Consider the following 20,905-nt stretch of genomic DNA (forward strand, 5'->3'; position numbering starts at 1 on the left):
TTATAAACTTAGAGATAGACCAAACTGCACAGATTTACTATTCGGATATACACCATTATCAACCCCGGCAGCTAATAAACTTTGTCCGTTTACACTTGCCTCAGGATCAAAACCAGTATATTTTGTCCAGGTAACCAAGTTGGCACCAGAAACATAGATCCTGATATTTTGGGTTTTAATTTTAGCAGCAATGTGCTTTGGCAACGTATAACCTAACGATACGTTTTTCAAACGCAAGTAACTTGAGCTCTCTATAAAGCGATCAGAAATAGTGATAGCCGGATCTTGAAATGCTGCTTTTACATCGGTGTTTGTATTGCTTGGTGTCCATCTATTAAGTAATTCCGTAGATCCGTTTACATAACCGGTACCCAACTCCAGGTTTGCTCTATTTTGGTTGTATAACTTTCCGCCTACGTTAGCCTGTAGAAAAACATTTACATCGAAACCTTTATAGCTGAATGTATTGGTTAATCCGGCCAAAAAACCCGGCTGATTAGCAATAACGATACGATCATCGCCCTGGGTAATTTTCCCATCGCCGTTTAAGTCTTTATATTTTTGGCCTCCGGCCGATTTGTTTGCCTGTGGCGTAAGGGGCACATCGCCAGCTTGAATAACGCCATCGGTTTGATACACGATAAACGAACCTAAGGGATAACCTACCTTAGCAATTGAAGCAGCGTTGTTGTCCGGAATATATTGGCTTACACCATCGCCCAGGCTCAGCACTTTATTTCTGTTAACAGAGAAAAGTGCAGTGCTACTCCATTTAAATTCATTGATAAAATTTCTTGTTGTTAACGAAAGCTCAATTCCCTTGTTTGCTACCTCACCAATGTTCTGATAAACAACAGATGCCTGTGTATTAAACGGATCAGACAAACCAGAAGTTCCGGGAACCGATCTGCTCAACAATAAATCGGTTGTCTTTTTGTAATAGTAATCAGCAGTTATCGCAATGCGGTTATCAAATAAACCTAAATCGAAGCCTGCATCTATTTGTAAGGTTTTTTCCCATCCCAAATTTGGATTACCCACATTTCTTGGTGCAAAACCTGCCACGGTTGCATTCGAGAAGTTATATCTGTAATAGCCAATTTGTCCTAACGATGAGTATGGAGGGATATTTTGATTACCTGTATAACCCGCACTCAAGCGCACTTTCAGTTGGCTAATTTTTTTCCATTCTTTGGCGAAAGATTCGCTGGTTATGTTCCAGCCAAAAGCTGCCGATGGGAAATAACCCCATTTGTTGCCTTCACCAAAACGCGATGAACCATCTGCACGTAAAGTTAAGGTTGCCAGATAACGGCCATCAAACACATAATTTACACGACCTAAATAGGAGGCTAATGCCCATTGGATAGCAGTTGAAGATGCCGGGCGTTGCGTTACGCCGGTACCTATATTATTGTAGGTATATTCATCTGTTGCAAAGCCTGCGCCCTCTGCTACCGCACCTTTGGTATTGGATTTTTGAGCGGTAAAACCGGCAACCGCATTTATTTTATGCTTCTCGGCAAATGTCTTATCGTAGCTTAGGGTATTTTCATTTAACCAGGATGATGTGAACAAACTACCTACAGTAGCAACGCCACTTAATGCCTGTCCCTCGCCAGTGGTAATTGGTAAATAACGATTTTGCTTATTGTCCGTTACATCAGCACCAAACAAAATTTTTGCTTTTAAGCCCTCCACAATGGTATATTCAGCAGAAACGTTACCTAAAAAACGATTGGTTTTTGTCTGGTTAATTTGATTATACAAAGAGTTGATTGGATTTTGCAAAGCCGACTCAAAGGGGCTGATGACTACAAATGTGCCATCGTTCTTATAAATAGGTAAAGATGGTGGCGTAAGTAATAGGTTACCTACAATATTAGCTGGTGCCACATTTGCCGTGGTGCTACTTCCAATTACACTGGCAAAAATCCTCAGTCTTTTATTATACTCATGGTCTATATTTAATCTACCCGCGTACCTGGTAAAATTGGTATTCTGCAATACACCTTCCTGGTTAAAATAGTTGCCAGACAATGCAAAACGTGTACGTTCAGAGCCAGAAAGGATTGAAATGTTATGGTTTTGTACAGGTGCATCTCTAAATGCAGCTGCCTGCCAATCGGTACCCACACCAGTAGTATCTAAACCATAACCACTTACCGATGGAATGACCAGATTTTTACCTGAATTTTTAGCCGCATCTTTACGTAGTGCCCACCATTGCGCACCATTTAACAAAGGCAATGTTCGGATTACACTTTGACTGCCGTAATAACCATCGTAATTAATTGATGGCTTGCTGGGTTTACCCGTTTTGGTCGTGATAATAACTACACCATTGGCTCCCCTGGAGCCATAAATGGCCGTAGCTGAGGCATCCTTCAATACATCGATAGATTCGATATCTTCAGCACTCAAAAAAGACATTGGGTTTATTTTTGCGCCGTTGGTTACGCCTGCGTCTGCAGCAGTATTGTCGTTATTTATTGGAAAACCATCAATTACATAAAGCGGATCACTACCAGCAGTAATAGAGTTGCTACCCCTGATTTGCACGCTAACTCCCCCACCAGGTTGTCCGGAAGTTTGCGTTACCTGAATACCAGAAACTGTACCTTGCAACAAGCGCTCAGGCGAACTTACTGGTAAACTTTTCAGTTCATCTAATTTTACAGATGCAATGGCTCCGGTTAAGTCTTTACGCTTCTGTGTACCGTAGCCCACCACAACAATTTCGTTCAGTTGTCCATTTTCCTCTTTTAATAAGATATTTACAGGACTTCCATCCACTATTAATTCTTGTTTTTGATAGCCTATATAGCTAACGACTAAAGTATATGGGAATTTTTGCCCGGTAATGAAACTAAATATTCCTTGTGCATTTGTTTGTGCAACGTGAGTTGTACCTTTAATTTGAACAGAGACACCAATTAAGGGGTCTTTAGTTTTCTCATCTAATACAGTACCTACTAATTTAGATTGTACTAATGGGATTGTCTGTTGCGCTTTAACGGTTACAGAAAGCCCCAGGTTTAATGCAATACCAGTTGCCAATAACATTAAAGTATAGCAAATTTGACTTCGGTAATTAGTTGTTAATGCGTTTCGTCTTTTATCGCAAAGGCTTGATGTCTCCCTTCGCTTTCGGTTATTATTCATGATTAGTTTTTATGGGGATTTAAGGGATTTCAATAACGAAACCCTTGTTTTTAAAAATTTTTGTTTGGAATTTATTACGCAACACGCGGCCACCCCAGGCTTTAAATAGCATGAGTTAGCTTAACGAAACCGGCTGAAAGCTATTGGATTATTTACATGAAATAATCTTAGCCCGGACTGGCGTATCTGATTTTATTGGAATGGAATGAACGGCCTAGTTAGGCATTCGACAATAGCCCCAACAACTTAGGGTACCTCTATTTTTAGAAAAGATTTTTTGCACCTGCAAGGTTAAAGCAAGATGACATGATGAGGGTAAGGAAAATTTTTCCATATATTTGACTGTTTTTGTTAATGGTACAATTAATTAAAACAAAGAATTCTTAATCAGTAATGTGATTGGCGTTACGTACTGATTTTATTCTAATTAGCGGGGGTTAACGCCCCTGCTTTTTACACTTCAATTTTCTTTTTAAATCTTGTGCAAAGATAATAGTTATTTCCCTATAAGCAAGTAATTCTATAGATTTAGTAGTCTTTATTTTTTCATGTCATTATTTAATCCATTAAATGTCTTTTTTTGCACTAAAAATATGATTGGTTGCTAAGGTTATTGCGATGGAGCCGACTAACAAGTACAAAAGTATGGTGGGACCAGTAGTTATTTTTTATTTCATCAAAAAGGTTTTGAGCGTTTGCCCAAAACCTCTACGTTATAATTACTTTTAAGGAACTATAGTTACATTTAGCTTTCTTAAACTAGTTTAAGTTTTTCTTGCCAGGTACTGTTCATCTTTGTATAGCACAATTTATCCTAGCAAAGATTATGAAAATAGTAGTTATCGGCGGTACCGGCCTTATTGGTAACCAAATCGTAAATCAATTACAAAACAGCGGACATGAGGTGATCGCTGCCTCGCCCAATAAAGGAGTGAACACACTTACCGGCGAAGGTTTAAAAGAAGTATTGCAAGGGGCACAGGTAGTGATAGATGTATCTAACTCGCCATCTTTTGAAGATACTGCCGTAATGAACTTTTTCAAAACTTCCAATGAAAACCTGTTGCCTATGGCAAAGGCAGCTGGGGTACAGCATCATATTGCCTTATCTGTAGTGGGTACCCAAAAACTCCAGGCCAGCGGTTATTTTCGTGCCAAACAAGTCCAGGAAGACTTGATCAAAGCATCAGGCATCCCCTATACGCTTGTTCATGCTACCCAGTTTTTTGAATTTGCCGGAGGCATTGTTCAAATGAGCATCACTGATGGAAAAGTAATCCTACCTGCAGCCAATATTCAACCTATCGCCAGTAAAGATGTAGCTGCTTTTATGGCCAAAATAGCTTTGGAAAAGCCCGCTAACCAAATTCTTGAAATTGGCGGACCTGAAAAATATGATATGGCCATATGGATAAGGCAATACTTGCAGGCCACTCACCAAAATGATGAGGTAACATCTGATGTTGAGGCGCCATACTCGGGAGCATTGTTAACTGCCGACACGTTAGTGCCCGAAGCGGCTGTTTTTCTTGGTGAAACCCATTACACTGATTGGATTGCGATTACTAAAAATCAGCGATAAAAAAAGCCCGATACAATATGTACCGGGCTTTTGTATTTGGAGGATGTTTTAGATGATCTCCTTTAAGATTCTATCTTGAGGAGATCCTAAACAACCTTAGTATGACGATTGCTCGGGACTAGCCTGAGCAGCTGATACAGCCTTCTTCCATTGAACAAACTGGTCCGTCAACGATTTCTTCAGCAACCTGGTCTTGTGTCATTTCAGCTGGGATAACCGCTTCAATGGCTTTACCACCCTGGTTCTCTACCGTAAATTTAACGGCTTGAGAAGCTGCCTGTGTACGCAAGTAATACATACCGGTTTTTAAACCTTTCTCCCATGCGTAGAAGTGCATTGAAGTTAATTTTGAAGTATTTGGTGCGTTTACGAACAAGTTTAATGATTGCGATTGGCAGATATAGGCGCCACGGTCGGCAGCCATATCGATGATGTTACGCATTTTGATCTCCCAAACGGTTTTATACAATTCTTTAATGTAATCTGGAATTGAATCAATCGCCTGGATTGAACCGTTAGCCAATATGATTTGGTTTTTCATATCGTTGTTCCATAAACCTAATGCCACTAAATCTTTCAATAAGTGTTTGTTTACCACTACAAACTCTCCACTTAATACACGGCGGGTGTAAATGTTAGAAGTATATGGTTCAAAACACTCGTTGTTACCTAAAATTTGAGAAGTAGATGCAGTTGGCATTGGTGCAACCAATAAGGAGTTATACACCCCATCTTTAACTACTTTTTTGCGCAATGCATTCCAGTCCCAACGACCGCTATCTGGTGTAACATTCCATAAATCGAACTGGAATTTACCTTTTGATAGTGGAGAACCTTTAAATGTTTGGTAAGGACCATGTTTCACCGCTAAATCGTGTGAAGCCGTCATCGAAGCAAAATAAATCGTTTCGAAAATATCTTTATTTAAACGTTTAGCCTCATCACTTTCGAAAGGTAAACGCAATAAGATAAAGGCATCAGCCAAACCTTGCACACCTAAACCAACCGGACGGTGACGCATGTTTGAGTTTTCGGCTTCTGGTACCGGGTAATAGTTATGATCGATGATTTTGTTCAGGTTTAAAGTGGCCTGATAAGTTACATCGTATAATTTTTGGTGATCGAAAGCACCGTTGATTACGAAACGAGGCAATGCCAATGAAGCTAAGTTACAAACTGCAACCTCATCTTTAGAAGTGTACTCGATAATTTCGGTACACAGGTTAGAACTCTTAATGGTACCTAAGTTCTGTTGGTTAGATTTGCTGTTCGCTGCATCTTTAAACAACATATATGGTGTACCGGTTTCGATTTGCGAATCTAAAATAGCAAACCAAAGCTCCTGTGCTTTAATGGTTTTACGGCCACGGCCTTCAGCTTCGTATTTAGTATATAAATCTTCAAATTCCTTGCCGAAACAATCTGCTAAACCTGGTGCTTCGTGCGGGCAGAATAATGTCCAATCGCCATTATCTTTAACACGTTGCATAAACAAATCGTTAATCCAAAGGGCATAGAACAAATCACGTGCACGCATTTCTTCTTTACCGTGGTTTTTACGCAAGTCTAAGAATTCGAAAACATCGGCATGCCAAGGCTCTAAATAAATAGCAAAGGCGCCTTTACGTTTACCTCCACCCTGATCTACGTAACGGGCAGTATCGTTAAATACACGTAACATTGGGATAATACCGTTACTTGTACCGTTTGTACCACCAATGTACGAGCCAGTTGCACGGATATTGTGGATACTTAAACCAATACCACCAGCACTTTGCGAAATTTTAGCGGTTTGTTTTAATGTATCGTAAATACCTTCGATGCTATCGTCCTGCATGGTTAACAAGAAACATGATGACATTTGAGGTTTTGGGGTAGCGGCGTTAAATAAAGTTGGCGTAGCATGTGTAAACCAACGCTCACTCATTAAGTTATAGGTTTTGATGGCACTTTCGATATCTTCTTTATGGATACCAACAGAAACACGCATAAATAAATGTTGCGGGCGTTCTACAATCTGTCCGTTAACTTTTAAAAGGTAAGATTTTTCTAAAGTTTTAAAACCGAAATAATCGAAACCGAAATCGCGGTCGTAAATGATAGAACTATCTAAAATGTCCTTGTTTTTTTCTATAATCTCATAAACATCATCAGCGATAAGAGGTGCCTCTTTCTGCGCTTTCGGGTCGAAATATTCGTACAACATTTTCATCGTACCCGAGAATGATTTAGTGGTGTTTTTATGCAAGTTCGAAACCGCAATACGCGATGCCAGCAAAGCATAATCAGGATGTTTGGTTGTTAACGATGCAGCTGTTTCTGCAGCAAGGTTATCCAACTCAGATGTAGTTACACCATCGTATAAACCTTCGATCACCTTTTTGGCTACATCGATTGGATCTACCAGATCTGAATTTAAACTATAGCACAACTTTTGAATACGAGCTGTGATTTTGTCAAATTGCACCGCTTCTTTGCGGCCATCTCTTTTTAGTACGAACATATTTTATGAGATTTAAGTTTTTTATTAAGTCGTGATTATCAAGCGTCAAGACTTAATCATCACTTTTGTATTTTTTATTATTTATTTAATCAGTATCAAGATTTATGTGGCGGGGTATTAAGATAATACCTTTCGCCCGCTACCTTAAAAGTCCTCGTCTAAAGAGAACGCCTGTTTGTTATTATCAGCAGAGGTTAATACACCACTTTTCTGATAATCGCCAACACGTTTTTCGAAGAAATTGGTTTTACCCTGCAATGAAATCATTTCCATAAAATCGAATGGATTGGTTGCATTATAGATTTTTTTGTAACCCAGCTCCTGTAACCATCTGTCGGCCACAAACTCAATATATTGGCTCATTAATTTGGCATTCATACCAATTAGCGCTACTGGTAAGGCATCGGTAATAAATTCTTTTTCAATTTCTACCGCATCACTAATGATTCCGTGAACTGCTTCTTCGCTTAATTTATTGCTCAGCATGCTGTACAATAAACAGGCAAATTCGCAGTGTGAGCCTTCGTCTCTCGAGATCAACTCGTTACTGAAAGTTAAACCTGGCATTAAGCCACGTTTTTTCAACCAGAAAATAGAGCAGAAACTTCCGCTGAAGAAAATACCTTCAACCGCAGCAAATGCCACTAAACGTTCGGCAAAAGTTCCGTTTTCAATCCAGCGTAAAGCCCATTCTGCTTTTCTTTTTACTGCAGGAACAGTATCAATCGCGTGGAACAAACGGTCTTTTTCTTCAGGATCTTTAATATAAGTATCGATTAACAGGGCGTAGGTTTCGGCATGAATGTTTTCCATCATAATCTGGAAACCATAAAAACAACGTGCTTCTGGCAATTGCACCTCACTCATGAAGTTTACTGCAAGATTTTCGTTCACGATACCATCACTAGCAGAAAAGAAAGCAAGGATGTGAGAAATGAAATGTCTTTCGCCATCATTTAAATTGTCCCAGTGTTTCTGATCGTCAGAAAGATCAATCTCTTCTGCAGTCCAAAAACTAGCTTCGGTCTTTTTATACATTTCCCAAATTGCCGGATACTTAATCGGCAAAAGCACAAATCTATCTTTGTTTTCTTGTAGTAATAATTCCTGTTCCATACGCTGATATTTTTAATTCTATTTTTTTAACAGAGCCGACAAAGGCACGCATCCATCAATTTTATATGATGATTGTAATGTCTTTTATCAAAACGCTGTTGTGAAAGTGCTAACCCTATTGCCTGGCAAACAACTGAGTTTTTAGTTAGGAAAATTTAAAATTGCAATCAGAGTGATATACGTATAAATTACTAAAAACTAAGCTTTTATATTTGTTTTCAAGCGCAAGAAGTTAAAGAACTTTGTTATAACAAATATATATACGGTGGCCCTTTTTTGTGAACCAAAGTTGTTAACACCCTACCCAATTGCTGGGGAAAAACGATCAGCCAAATATCATTTTCAAGCGAAAAAAAAGCTAATCGTTTCTTTTCAAGGGTTTAGCAAACCAAAATGAGTGTTAATAACTTAAATTTGAGGGGTATAATAAGCCCTGAATAGAGCTAAAAAGAGTATTACTCAACCGTGTAACTCAGGCTTACTTTAGCAATGCCTTTACGATAGATACCAATCTGTTTTGCAGCACGTTCAGACAAATCTATCGCTAATCTTTTAGAGAATGGACCACGGTCATTTACCTTTACAACGACTGATTTTCCGTTATCTGGATTGGTTACGGTAACGAGGGTGCCGAATGGCAGGGTACGGTGGGCGGCCGTTAATTTTTTTGCCCTGTATTTAGCGCCGCTGGTGGTTCGGCGGCCTTCGAATTTTCTGTGATAATAAGTGGCGAGAACTGTTTTTTTGATACTATCTGGTTCGTTTGATGAATCAGAATCTTGTGCTTTACCTAGTAAAAACAGGAAACAAAAACTTAATAACAGCAGATACTTCATAGGCTAAATTTTCTTTATCGAGCCTGCAAATATAAGCATTTAGTTTATAATCAACAATTTGTGGAAAAACAGCGCTATTTTGTGCATTAAAAAAGGCGTACAGCTTGTCGCCATACGCCTCTACCTAACCCTTCTACATCCACCTTATTTTTTATCCGGCACGAAATTCATGGAGATTGAATTTACACAATGACGGGTGTCTTTATTGGTAAATCCTTCGCCCAAAAACACGTGACCTAAATGCGCACCACAGTTGGCGCAAACAATTTCTGTACGCGAACCATCGGCATCAGGAATACGCTTTACAGCGCCTTTAATTTCATCGTCGAAAGCAGGCCAGCCACAATGTGCATCGAACTTACTTTCCGAACGGTATAAGGCCGCATTACAACGTTTACAGGTATAAGTTCCTTTATCTGTTGTATGTTCGTATTTACCTGTACCAGGGTATTCTGTACCTTTATTTACAATTACTCTCTCTTCTTCGGGTGTTAATGGATTCCAGTTCATTTTCTTCTTTGGTATGATTTGTTCTGTTTCCTTCGATTGTTTTACGGCTTTCTTATCTTGCTTTTGCGCACAAGCTGAAACACCTGTTATTAAAACAACAGCAGAAAGCAAAAATAGTTTATTTAACATCGTTTTCATATCTCAATATACGTTATAGATTCTGTTTTGGTTTATTGGTTTAGTGCTTTGTATGAGTGTTTACAAAGGGATGATAATTTAGCTGGGAGTTGCGAGTTTTCAGTTGGGAGTTGACAGTTTTAGGCGCAGAACCTCACCCTGACAAAGTTTGGGCGATATGTTCATTTTCTGCATGTCCCTCTCCAGGAGGAGAGGGAGGTTAACAAACCTTAGCGCAATCGAGGTTAAAACCTATTACAATTTAAAACCTATTCTTTTCAGTGCTTCTGTGTTTCCGTGGCAACTAATTTTCCTCCTATGTTTCTGCGGCACCATGTAAAAACAAAAAGCGTCCCGAACTTAATCGAAACGCTTTTCTATAATGAGATTTTTAAATCTTATTTGGCTAATTCTTCTGCCATTGCAGCACCGATTTCAGCAGGACTTTCTACAACACGGATACCACACTCGCGCATGATTTTCATTTTTGCAGCTGCAGTATCGTCAGCACCACCAACAATAGCACCAGCATGGCCCATTCTACGTCCCGGAGGCGCAGTTTGACCAGCGATGAAACCTACAACAGGTTTAGTACCGTTTTCTTTAATCCAACGGGCAGCTTCAGCTTCCATTCCACCACCAATTTCACCAATCATGATGATACCGTGAGTTTCAGGATCGTTCATTAATAATTTAACTGCTTCTACAGTTGGTGTTCCGATAATCGGGTCACCACCGATACCGATAGCCGTTGTAATACCTAAACCCGCTTTAACCACCTGGTCTACTGCTTCGTAAGTTAAAGTTCCTGATTTAGAAACCACACCTACGTGACCTTTTTTGAAGATAAAACCTGGCATGATACCAATTTTAGCTTCATCAGCAGTAATTACACCCGGACAGTTAGGGCCGATAAGGGTAACATCGCGATCAGCAATATATTCTTTAACCTGAATCATATCCTTAGTCGGGATACCTTCAGTAATACAAACAATAACTTTAATACCGCCTTCGGCAGCTTCCATAATTGCATCAGCAGCAAAAGCTGGTGGTACAAAAATGATAGATACATTTGCACCCGTTTTATCAACGGCATCTTTAACAGTATTAAAAACAGGCTTTTCTAAATGCAATTGCCCACCTTTGCCAGGCGTTACACCACCAACTACGTTTGTACCATAGGCCAGCATCTGCTCAGCGTGGTAAGTTCCTTCGTTTCCGGTAAAACCCTGAACGATAACCTTAGAATCTTTATTTACTAAAACGCTCATGTATCAATATTTTTTTTGTGCAAAGCTAATATTATTGAACTGGAATTCAAATCTAAAACCACATTATTTAGTCTGTTTTTTCAGTAAAATGTAAGGAAATGGTTTATGGCTGCTGTAGCCCGCTATATAGATTGTAATAGCAAAATGAATAGGAAACATTTAGACTAAAGACTAAAGTGGAAAGACTAAAGTTACAGGCGTGCCTTAGGCGCTATAACAGCAGCAAACCTTTCGGTTATAAACCTGACAGCAACGAGCATCCCGATTTTTCATCGGGATAAAGTGAATGGCAGGGCCGAACCCGACCTAAGAATGGCAAACCGTTCGTTTTCAAATCAAAAATATTGGTGCTTAGGATTAGGAAATGAGCAGTTCAGCGCTTTTGGAGAGCGGGTTTAGTAACAAAGTGCTGGTGCTTGTGGCAACATCCATGCAAAACGCCTAAATTTACTTTTTGAGCTGAAAAACTAAAGATAAAGACTACTTATAAACCCATATGATCAAAAAATTAATCCCTATCGCCGCTGTTTTCGTTACTGCTTTCATTTCTATTAATGCACGTGCGCAGAATAATGATACGACTAAATATATCCTTCAAAACGATGTTGAAGTAACCAAAGAAGAACCAGGAACACACAATGGCGGTGGTAAAACCATTGGTTTTAACTTTTTTAGTGAGGCTAAAAGCCTGAAAACCGTATTTAAAAAACGTATTTTAAAATCGGGTTCTGCTATAGGTTACCATTTGCAAAAAGAAGATGAAATTTATTATGTGCTCAGTGGAAACGGAACCATGCAAATGAATGGGAAAACCTTTGCAGTTAAACCTGGTGATGCCATTTTAACCCGTCCGGGCAGCTCACATGGTATTGCTCCAAATGCAGGTAACGACCTGACTATTTTGATTGTTTACGAAAAGAAATGATGATATTCGGGAAATCAGGGGTTTCGACTCTGCAGACCGAAAAAAACAGCGCACACATTACCAAAAATGGAATTAGAAAAGCATTACACCAATAGAACGGGCTGGCTAAGGGCAGCGGTACTTGGTGCCAACGATGGCATAATTTCTACAACCAGTCTGGTTATTGGTATTGCCGCAGCCAGCGATACGAGGAGCCCAATTGTACTGGCGGCACTGGCGGGTCTGGTTGCAGGTGCATTATCGATGGCTGCTGGTGAATATGTTTCGGTAAGTTCGCAGTCGGATATTGAAAAGGCTGATCTGGCCCGTGAGAAAATAGAACTCGAAACCATGCCCGAATTGGAGCTGAAAGAGCTCGCCAAGATATATGTTGCACAAGGACTGGATGAAGATCTGGCCATGCAGGTAGCCATAAAACTGACGGAAAAGGATGCCTTGGCCACACATGCAAGAGATGAACTGGGCATTAACGAAATTACCCAACCCAAGCCACTTCAAGCCGCTTTTGCCTCGGGCGCATCTTTCATTAGCGGTGGCATCCTACCCTTTCTTGTTGCTTTTCTTGCTCCTATCAAATCGATGGTGTTTTATCAATATGGTTTCGCCATTGTGTTTTTGGCTTTATCAGGCGCAATTGCAGCAAAGGCAGGAGGCTCTGGTATGATTAAAGGAGTATTACGGATCTGTTTCTGGGGAACTGTTGCCATGGCAGTAACCGCTTTGGTTGGATACCTCTTTGACACTAAGATCAGTTAACAGTGCTCAGCTGGTATTTTACAGTTTTGCGTTCCAGACCTGCAATAGCTCGTCACCTACATTCTTAAAAAATCACACAAACGTTTGCTCTAATTTTTGATGAATATTTTACTTAATTTTCATCAACAACAATAATCTAACAACGTAAACTCAACATCACATGAAAAAAGCATTTCTGTTCTTTTGCAGTTTTAGCACCTGGGTAATATCTTATGCACAACAATTTAAAATGCCTGCAAATAAAGTTTTCGAATATGTAAACGAGCAGCGCATTGATGCACAAAAAAAAGAATTTGAGCGATTCTCTTATAGCTTCCATTCGTTAGATAAAAAAGAAGGAGAAGATAATTTATTTGAATTTAAAATCTCAGGGGCAGTGATTAAGGGAGGTCAAATTTTCAAAACAATACTTCATACAGACAGCATCAGGAATGCCAATTTGAATTCCAACGATGGCTTAATTACGCTGGCATTATTAAACAAACCCCTAGTGGTGCAAGTAAGCCCAAAAGGAAAAGTAATCAGTATTAAAGGAGCTAAAGAAGCCCTGGAACTAGCTTTCGAAAAATGGGAGATAAAAAAAGAATTTTCTAGTTCTTTTGTAAACGAAGGCTGTAAATCGTTAAATAAAAAGATACAGGAATTATTTTTTCAGTTCCCTGACTTACCTTTAAAAGCATCTGCAAAGTGGCCTGATGGCAGTGGAAACCTCACCTACACTGTTGATAAAATTAAAGATAACGTTTATTACGTCAGTGCAGTTAACACGGAAAGCAGAAATTATCAGGTAAAAGCAACTTATCAGCTCGAATATCCATCTGGATTGATCAGAAACTACCAGCACAATACTTCCATCAATGATGCTGGAGAAGTTTTTAAAATAAATCATTTCATTAATATCAGTAATATAATCAGTAACAAAAAGATAGATACGGCCTGGATTAATATGGCTGTAAAATTGAGTTATTGGAGTAGTAGCCTAAGAAAGACGGGTAATGAATATGACTCTATTAAAGCAGTAACGGCTTTTAAAACTTACGATAAAATGTTTGCCAATGATCAGTATTATACTGTTCAAAAATTAGGAATTATTCAGCAATTGGGGAATTATAAAATCTATGATGGCTTATTGTTAAAAGCACCGAACGAATACATTAAAAATGAAGGTTCACATCTTCACAATAAATTGCAGGAGGTTATAGATCGTGGTAATGCGACCGAAGCTTACGAATTATGCCAGTACCTTTATAAATCAAATCCAAATTCATTTAGAGGCTGGATACAGAACTCCCTTGCCCAGAAATTCATCATCTCATCTCAGTTTGAAGGAAGGGATAAAGTAGAAAAAAACAGCTATGAGCTTTTAACACTGTTTCAACAGGACAAAAAGATATACAATAAAAACATTGCTCCATTATACTTATGGACATTGGCTAAGAAAAACCCCAATAATATCCCACTGCTGCTGCAAACAGCAAAAAACATAGGTACCCTGGATGTTAAAGAAGGTAATGCAGGCAGATACGCACTGCTTATCTGCAAAATGTTATTTAATAAGGGCAAAAAGACCGAAGCTGAGCTTTTGCTTGCGGGTACTACACAAAAATTATACAAAGCAACAATAGATACTTTAAATAATACACGTTTTGCCCAGCAAAACCTATTGGCTTATGCCTATTTTTTAAAATACCAGCGAGAAGCCAAAAAAGACAGTATTAATGCGATGAAATACCTTGCTCTGGCAGCTCAATTTTCGCCAAAAAGCACGAAAGAAAAGTCGCATGATAGCTTCTATGACCGTGTGTTTCTAAAATCGAAGGAAAGTTACCGGGAAGATTACTTAAACAAGATATTGGTCAGTAAAGATGATGATCAGTTTTTAAGCTTACTTAAGGAAGATATTAATACCAACCCAGATAATTTAACAACCATGCAAAGCCTTTTTACTAAAAGATTTGCAGAAAAAAGTTTTAAGGATTTTTTTGTAAAAGATGTAGTTGAGCATTGGCAAAAAGCACCGGAGTTCTCGTTAAAATATGGTGATAGCATTTCATACCGTTCCGAATCGTTTAAAAATAAGTGGACGGTACTCGATTTCTGGGGCACCTGGTGCGGTCCATGTAGAGAAGAAATGCCAAAGGTAAATAAGTTCTATGAGGAGTCGAAAACAGGCAAACATGGCAATGTTAATTTTTTGAGTATTGCCTGCCATGACTCACAAATAGCGGTTGCAGGTTATCTTAAAGAAAACAAATTTTCTATTCCGGTAGCCATATCAGACGACATTGTACAAAGGAATTATAAAATTGATGGTTATCCTTCAAAAATTTTAATCTCTCCAAGTGGTAAAATGATCAACATCGAATTTGGAAAAGATTGGCTGGACATTTTAAAATCTTTCCAGGCTATTTCGGATTAAAAAAGAATAATGCAAAAAGCCGTTCTGATGTAAAATCGGAACGGCTTTCTGATCATGTATATTTCAGACTAAAGGCTTTTGGTCTCAGTCTTAGGACTATCTGCTTTAGGTTTTGGTTCCGTTTTCCAGGCTTTTACCCACTCGGCCTGGGCAGCTTCATCATGGAAGGTCCATGCAACGAAACGGCTGATTTTTTGTCCCTGGCTCATTTGAACGGTGGTTACCTCGAAAGCATTTGCTTTCACCAATGCGCTATAGATACTTTTTAAATTGGCACTTTTTGATACCAATGAAGTAAACCATAACACCTGATTTTTGATCTGCTCGCTCTGGATAATCATTTGTTCTACAAAAACACGCTCACCACCCGGGCACCAAAGCTCGGCCTTGTTACCCCCAAAATTTAATACGTGTTTTACTTCTTTTTCGTTACCACCCAGGTTACGCCATTTCTGACGGGTACCTTGCTCGGCTTCTTTTAAAGAAGCATGAAACGGTGGATTACAAACCACGGCATCGAACCTTTCTTTACCGCCTACAACACCTCTGAAAATGCCCATTTTTGAAGATTGCTGACGGATTTCTACTGCCCCCTGTAAGGGTTTGTTGGCTTCAATAATACGTTTTGCCGAATCAACTGAAAGTGGATCGATCTCAGAACCTACGAAACTCCAGCCATATTCCTGGTGACCGATAATGGGGTAAATACAGTTGGCCCCTACACCAATATCCAATACATTAATATTGGCTCCTTTAGGGTTTTTACCTTTATTGCTCGACCCCAAAAGATCAGCAACATAGTGGATATAATCGGCCCGGCCGGGAATTGGCGGACAAAGAAAATCGGCAGGGATATCCCATTGCGAAATGTTATAAAAATACTTCAACAACGCTCTGTTAAGTGCTTTAACGGCACTTTGATCTGCAAAATCGATAGAATCGTCATTATGTTCGTTTTTAAAAACGAAACGTTTTAATTCTTTTGAGGTTGCTGTAAGTTGTTTGAAATTGTAACGCGAACGGTGTTTGTTGCGTGGGTGTAACTCGCTTTTTTCTTTGCGGTTATTTTGTTCTTCTTGAGCCAATGTGCTATGGATTAATTAAACAAGCTGTGTGCATGTTTCTGCTGCAAAGGTACATAAAAAAGGTTGAAGGTGTGAAGGCTGAGGGTAGAAGGCTTTTGCATGTGCTATAAAAACAAAGATTTACTATGACATAAATACAAGAAATTTTCCGTGATTTCTGTGCTTCTTTGGCTAAATTATCTGCACCCAGAACTGAAAACTCACAACTGATAGCTCCAAACTACACTTCTTCTGCTTTTTCTATCATTGCGGGTTGAATAGCTTTTAAATACTTCTGCTCATCAAACTGCTTTTCACTTTTAGCAATTACGATGGTAGCCACACCGTTTCCAATTACGTTGGTTATCGCTCTGGCTTCGCTCATAAAACGATCTACACCGATTAATATCGAAATATGTTCAATCGGCATAATTTTTAAGGCCGTTAAGGTTGATACCAAAACAATAAAACCACTACCAGTTACCCCTGCAGCACCTTTTGAAGTAACCATGAGCACGCCTAAAACGGTGATCTGCTGTCCATGTGTTAAATCGACATGAAAAACCTGGCAGAGAAATATAACGGCCATGGCCAGATAAATTGCCGTTCCATCCAGGTTGAATGAATAACCCGTAGGAATAACCAAACCAACAACCGATTTATCGCAACCGATGGCTTCCATTTTCTGCATCATACTCGGCAAGGCAGATTCTGATGAAGAGGTACCTAATACAATTAAAATTTCCTGACGAATATACTTCAGGTAAGCCCAGAGGCTAAAGTTATAGTAACGGCAAATTCCGTTTAAAATCACAAAGATAAACAGGAAGCAGGTTAAATAAACCGAACCCATAAGTTTGGCCATGCCCACTATACTTTCCAGACCATGAGTACCAATGCTGAAAGCCATTCCGCCGAAAGCACCAATTGGTGCTAAACGCATAATCAGCTTCATAATTTTAAATAACACCTTCGATATTTTATCAAAGGCATTCAAAACTGCGGTACCTTCGCCACCCAGTTTATTCAGCCCATAACCAAAAAGAATGGCAAACAATAAAATCTGCAAAATATTGCCTTCGGCAAATGAGGCTATGATATTATGCGGAATAATATGCAGAAAGAACTCGGCCCAATTCATGTCTTTTGCCTGCTCGGCATAACCTGCAATTTTGGTTGCATCGCCAGCCTTAGCAATCATTCCGGCACCTGGCTTTAAAACATTGGCTACCAATAAACCAATTGCAATGGCTACTGTGCTCACAATTTCGAAATATAACAATGCCTTACCACCTACCCTGCCCACCTTTTTCATATCGCCCATATGTGCAATACCTAAAACGATGGTAAAGAAAATAATTGGTGCAATTAACATGCTAATCAGGTTAATAAAACCCTGACTGATTAATTTAGCGGTGGGTGCAAAACCAGGAAAGTAAGCACCAACGTAGATTCCAATGATGATGGCCAATAAAACCTGAAAGGTTAAATTGGAAAATACTTTCTTTATAAATTCTGTAACTGTCATTTACCTGGTGTGAGTAAGGAAAGATATGCGTATTTTTCTATTTAGTGGCACAATAGCTTAAAACCCGACTTTAAAAGCGATTTCGTTATTTATAAATACTGACTTCAATTTTACCGTCAGCTGTTATGGTACCCCTGTACATTCCTTCGGTATTAAAAGGCAGTGCTACATTACCTTTTTTATCTAAAGCAATTAAGCCACCATCGCCCCCCATTTTTCCTACTTTATCTAAAGCTGTTTTAGAAGCTTCGGCAACTGATAAACCCTTGTATTCCATTAAATCGGAGATGGTTTTGGCCACTACATTGCGGATGTAAAATTCGCCCCAACCGGTACAGGAAATACCAGCTGTTTCGTTATTGCAATAGGTACCGGCACCAATAATAGGCGCATCGCCCACCCGTCCATATTTTTTGTTGGTCATACCACCGGTTGAGGTTCCTGCAGCTAAGTTGCCCGCTTGATCTAAGGCCACACAACCCACCGTACCAAATTTATAATCGTGATTTTTGCTTCCCAATAATTCCGATTTCTTGTTTCCATGATCGAGTACTGCTTTTGTTGAATCTTCTTTAATGGCTTTTTGCAAACCATCCCAGCGCTCTTTAGTCCAGAAGTATTTTGGATCTACGATTTCCAGTCCTACTTCTTTAGCAAACTGCTCAGCACCCGCACCCACCATCATCACGTGTTCCGATTTTTCCATCACAGCCCTTGCTGCAGAAATTGGATTTTTAATGGTGGTTACACCGGCAACCGATCCTGCCATTAAAGTTTTACCATCCATTATTGCCGCATCAAGTTCGTTTCTGCCATCATGCGTAAAAACGGCCCCTTTCCCCGCATTAAAGTGAGGATCGTTTTCCATCACATGAATCGTGGCTTCTACCGCATCCATACTGCTTTTTCCTGCTTTAATTTCGGCATAACCTGCCTGCAAGGCTTGTGTTAAAACAGCAATATAGGCGGCCTCCTTTTCGGCAGTCATATTCTTTTTGAGAATGGTGCCGGCACCGCCGTGAATAACCATAACATATTTTTTCTGTTGAGCAGAAACTTGCAGGGTTAAAGCTGAAAACAAGAATAAGGCAAGTAATTTTAACCGTTTCATCTTCCTATGGGGTTTAAGAAGCTGTTAAATTAAGAAAATCCTCGGGAATAAATGTGTTTAAACTTTAGCTATCCCTTTGGACGAGAATTGCAGATCGTAAAGCTTTTTATAGTAACCATTTAGTTTTAACAACTGCTGATGCGTTCCTTTTTCTTTAATCTCCCCTTTATCGAGCACAATAATCTGATCAGCCTTTTGAATGGTGGATAAGCGGTGAGCAATTACGATCGAGGTTCGGCCTTCCATTAAATTATCAATGGCTTTCTGGATCAGTAATTCGGTTTCGGTATCAACTGATGAGGTAGCTTCATCTAAAACCAAAATAGCCGGATTGTGCACCAGCGCACGGATAAACGAAATTAACTGCGCCTGTCCTGCTGAAAGCGTAGCGCCTCTTTCCATCACATTGTACTGATAAGCACCAGGTAAACGCTCGATAAAATCGTGTGCACCTACTTTTTTGGCCGCATTAACCACTTCTGCTATCGTAATTTCGGGATTATTAAGGGTGATATTGTTTAAAATGGTGTCTGAAAATAAGAAAACATCCTGCAGCACGGTAGCAATGTGACTTCTCAGGTAATCGAGGTCAAAATCTTCGATGCGGATACCATCAACCGTAATATCCCCTTTTTTCACTTCATAAAAGCGGTTCAGGATATTGATGGTAGATGATTTTCCTGCCCCGGTTGCACCAACCAAAGCCACGGTTTCGCCAGCTTTTACTTCAAAGCTGAGGTCTTTCAGCACATAATTTTCATCATTGTAGGCAAACCATACCTTTTCGAATTTAATATTTCCTTCTAATTTTGCAGGCCTTTGTGTTCCCTCATTTGATGTGGTCTCATCAGTATCTAAAACTTTAAAAACACGTTCGGCACCAACCATACCCATCTGCAGGGTGTTAAACTTATCTGCCAGCTGGCGGATTGGTGTAAATACCATACCCAGGTACATGATAAACTGGGTGATGGTTCCGGGTGTTACATTCAGGGGTTTGGAAAGAATGCTTTTTGCGCCATACCATACCAATAAGCCCAGCGACATGGCCGAAATTAACTCTACTACCGGAAAAAAGATAGAATAATACCAGTTAGAACGAATATTGGCATCGCGATAACGTTTATTAATCGCGTAGAACTTTCTGTACTCCTGTTTCTCTCTCGCAAAGTATTGAACGATAGAAACACCTGTAATGTGTTCCTGTAAAAAGGTATTCAGGTTAGAAACCTCATTCCTGATTTCCTGAAAGGCCACTTTAATCGCTTGCTGAAATTTCCGGGTAGCCATAATCAACAAAGGAATGGGTAAAAGCACCACCAAACTCAATTGCCAATCGGTGTACAACATTACACACACAATTACCACCACCTGCAAACTATCGCCAATCATGGAGATTAAACCTTCCGAAAAGATATCAGCAATGGTTTCCAGGTCTGAAACTGTTCTGGTTATTAATTGTCCGATGGGTGTTTTATCGAAAAATTTAAGGCGGAGTTTGGTAATATGGTTAAAAACATTGATCCGAAGGTCGCGGATAACCGATTGTCCCAGGGTATTGGTTAAAAGCGTATGGTTATATTGGATCAGGGTCTGTAAAATCAACATAAAGACCATCAACATGGTCATGTTGACCAGCCCGGAATAATTCCCGGCTAAAATATAATGATCGAGCGTATACTTAATTAAAAACGGACGTACGGGAGAAATGGCCGCGAGCAGAATGGTTAAAATAACCGACCATACAAAAACAGCACGATAAGGCTTTACGTATTGAAAAATACGTTTCAGTAATCCGGTGTTGTATACGTCGCCTGTAACTGCCATTTTAGGGTTTAGGGTGTAAGGTTTAGGGTATAAAGCCTTACACTGTTTTAAAATTTTAAATTATACTATCTTTTTGTTGTAATTCACTTTTTTTATGGCGGTTGCTGCACCTTCCAACTTAAACCCTTCTACCTTATATAAGGTTTTGGGGTTAAGGTCCTACGTATCTTACACA

At 39.4% G+C, this 20,905-nt stretch carries 14 protein-coding genes; 4 read left to right on the forward strand and 10 right to left on the reverse strand.

All coding sequences use genetic code 11. The features are described from left to right. Positions 1-3,066, reverse strand: coding sequence for a SusC/RagA family TonB-linked outer membrane protein (locus AC04QZ_RS23335; RefSeq protein ID WP_478359669.1), 3,066 nt, complete (start codon positions 3,064-3,066; stop codon positions 1-3). 925 nt (positions 3,067-3,991) lie between these two features. Between AC04QZ_RS23335 and AC04QZ_RS23340 the strand changes: the two genes are divergently transcribed. Beyond that, on the forward strand, positions 3,992-4,747 hold the full coding sequence (locus tag AC04QZ_RS23340; protein WP_086547519.1) for an SDR family oxidoreductase: 756 nt from the start codon (positions 3,992-3,994) through the stop codon (positions 4,745-4,747). 118 nt (positions 4,748-4,865) lie between these two features. On the opposite strand, the gene AC04QZ_RS23345 is transcribed toward AC04QZ_RS23340, so the two are convergent. From AC04QZ_RS23345 to sucD, 5 genes are all read right to left on the reverse strand, one after another. Beyond that, positions 4,866-7,250, reverse strand: a complete 2,385-nt coding sequence (locus AC04QZ_RS23345) for a ribonucleoside-diphosphate reductase subunit alpha (RefSeq protein ID WP_086547520.1) — start codon at positions 7,248-7,250, stop codon at positions 4,866-4,868. Positions 7,251-7,394: 144 nt separating this feature from the next. Beyond that, positions 7,395-8,366 (reverse strand): ribonucleoside-diphosphate reductase small subunit, encoded by a 972-nt coding sequence (locus AC04QZ_RS23350; protein WP_025145778.1) that lies wholly within the window; start codon positions 8,364-8,366, stop codon positions 7,395-7,397. Positions 8,367-8,821: 455 nt separating this feature from the next. Then, complete coding sequence (locus AC04QZ_RS23355; protein ID WP_086547521.1) at positions 8,822-9,202, reverse strand: septal ring lytic transglycosylase RlpA family protein; 381 nt, start codon at positions 9,200-9,202, stop codon at positions 8,822-8,824. Between the two features lie 144 nt (positions 9,203-9,346). Continuing rightward, the gene (locus tag AC04QZ_RS23360; protein ID WP_086547522.1) at positions 9,347-9,850 is read right to left on the reverse strand and encodes a methionine-R-sulfoxide reductase; all 504 of its coding nucleotides are present in this window, start codon (positions 9,848-9,850) and stop codon (positions 9,347-9,349) included. A gap of 377 nt (positions 9,851-10,227) precedes the next feature. Further along, positions 10,228-11,100, reverse strand: a complete 873-nt coding sequence (sucD, locus tag AC04QZ_RS23365; protein WP_057931931.1) for a succinate--CoA ligase subunit alpha — start codon at positions 11,098-11,100, stop codon at positions 10,228-10,230. Positions 11,101-11,596: 496 nt separating this feature from the next. On the opposite strand from sucD, the gene AC04QZ_RS23370 reads away from it, so the two are divergent. The 3 genes from AC04QZ_RS23370 (at position 11,597) to AC04QZ_RS23380 (ending at position 15,200) form a co-directional block, all read left to right on the forward strand. Then, positions 11,597-12,025 carry a cupin domain-containing protein gene (locus tag AC04QZ_RS23370; RefSeq protein ID WP_478359670.1) on the forward strand — a complete coding sequence of 143 codons (429 nt, stop codon included), beginning with the start codon at positions 11,597-11,599 and terminating at the stop codon, positions 12,023-12,025. Between the two features lie 66 nt (positions 12,026-12,091). After that, positions 12,092-12,781 carry a VIT1/CCC1 transporter family protein gene (locus tag AC04QZ_RS23375; protein ID WP_086547524.1) on the forward strand — a complete coding sequence of 230 codons (690 nt, stop codon included), beginning with the start codon at positions 12,092-12,094 and terminating at the stop codon, positions 12,779-12,781. A 160-nt stretch (positions 12,782-12,941) separates the two neighbouring features. Beyond that, the gene (locus tag AC04QZ_RS23380) at positions 12,942-15,200 is read left to right on the forward strand and encodes a DUF6263 family protein (protein ID WP_478359671.1); all 2,259 of its coding nucleotides are present in this window, start codon (positions 12,942-12,944) and stop codon (positions 15,198-15,200) included. 68 nt (positions 15,201-15,268) lie between these two features. On the opposite strand, the gene rlmF is transcribed toward AC04QZ_RS23380, so the two are convergent. The 4 genes from rlmF to AC04QZ_RS23400 form a co-directional block, all read right to left on the reverse strand. After that, positions 15,269-16,285, reverse strand: coding sequence for a 23S rRNA (adenine(1618)-N(6))-methyltransferase RlmF (rlmF, locus tag AC04QZ_RS23385; RefSeq protein ID WP_478359672.1), 1,017 nt, complete (start codon positions 16,283-16,285; stop codon positions 15,269-15,271). Positions 16,286-16,505: 220 nt separating this feature from the next. After that, positions 16,506-17,792 carry a C4-dicarboxylate transporter DctA gene (gene dctA, locus AC04QZ_RS23390; RefSeq protein ID WP_478359673.1) on the reverse strand — a complete coding sequence of 429 codons (1,287 nt, stop codon included), beginning with the start codon at positions 17,790-17,792 and terminating at the stop codon, positions 16,506-16,508. Positions 17,793-17,877: 85 nt separating this feature from the next. Continuing rightward, complete coding sequence (locus AC04QZ_RS23395) at positions 17,878-18,903, reverse strand: isoaspartyl peptidase/L-asparaginase family protein (RefSeq protein WP_478359674.1); 1,026 nt, start codon at positions 18,901-18,903, stop codon at positions 17,878-17,880. A gap of 57 nt (positions 18,904-18,960) precedes the next feature. Further along, entirely contained in the window at positions 18,961-20,730 is a 1,770-nt protein-coding gene (locus AC04QZ_RS23400) for an ABC transporter ATP-binding protein (protein WP_478359675.1), read from the reverse strand. Between the last annotated feature and the right edge of the window lie 175 nt (positions 20,731-20,905).

The sequence above is a fragment of the Pedobacter folensis genome, assembly GCF_056490665.1.

What these genes read in the sequence shown, in the direction of transcription:
- AC04QZ_RS23335 (WP_478359669.1), bottom strand. Translation starts at nt 3,066, where the DNA reads ATGTTATTGGCAACTGGTATTGCATTAAACCTGGGGCTTTCTGTAACC.
- AC04QZ_RS23340 (WP_086547519.1), top strand. Translation starts at nt 3,992, where the DNA reads ATGAAAATAGTAGTTATCGGCGGTACCGGCCTTATTGGTAACCAAATC.
- AC04QZ_RS23345 (WP_086547520.1), bottom strand. Translation starts at nt 7,250, where the DNA reads ATGTTCGTACTAAAAAGAGATGGCCGCAAAGAAGCGGTGCAATTTGAC.
- AC04QZ_RS23350 (WP_025145778.1), bottom strand. Translation starts at nt 8,366, where the DNA reads ATGGAACAGGAATTATTACTACAAGAAAACAAAGATAGATTTGTGCTT.
- AC04QZ_RS23355 (WP_086547521.1), bottom strand. Translation starts at nt 9,202, where the DNA reads ATGAAGTATCTGCTGTTATTAAGTTTTTGTTTCCTGTTTTTACTAGGT.
- AC04QZ_RS23360 (WP_086547522.1), bottom strand. Translation starts at nt 9,850, where the DNA reads ATGAAAACGATGTTAAATAAACTATTTTTGCTTTCTGCTGTTGTTTTA.
- sucD (WP_057931931.1), bottom strand. Translation starts at nt 11,100, where the DNA reads ATGAGCGTTTTAGTAAATAAAGATTCTAAGGTTATCGTTCAGGGTTTT.
- AC04QZ_RS23370 (WP_478359670.1), top strand. Translation starts at nt 11,597, where the DNA reads ATGATCAAAAAATTAATCCCTATCGCCGCTGTTTTCGTTACTGCTTTC.
- AC04QZ_RS23375 (WP_086547524.1), top strand. Translation starts at nt 12,092, where the DNA reads ATGGAATTAGAAAAGCATTACACCAATAGAACGGGCTGGCTAAGGGCA.
- AC04QZ_RS23380 (WP_478359671.1), top strand. Translation starts at nt 12,942, where the DNA reads ATGAAAAAAGCATTTCTGTTCTTTTGCAGTTTTAGCACCTGGGTAATA.
- dctA (WP_478359673.1), bottom strand. Translation starts at nt 17,792, where the DNA reads ATGACAGTTACAGAATTTATAAAGAAAGTATTTTCCAATTTAACCTTT.
- AC04QZ_RS23395 (WP_478359674.1), bottom strand. Translation starts at nt 18,903, where the DNA reads ATGAAACGGTTAAAATTACTTGCCTTATTCTTGTTTTCAGCTTTAACC.
- AC04QZ_RS23400 (WP_478359675.1), bottom strand. Translation starts at nt 20,730, where the DNA reads ATGGCAGTTACAGGCGACGTATACAACACCGGATTACTGAAACGTATT.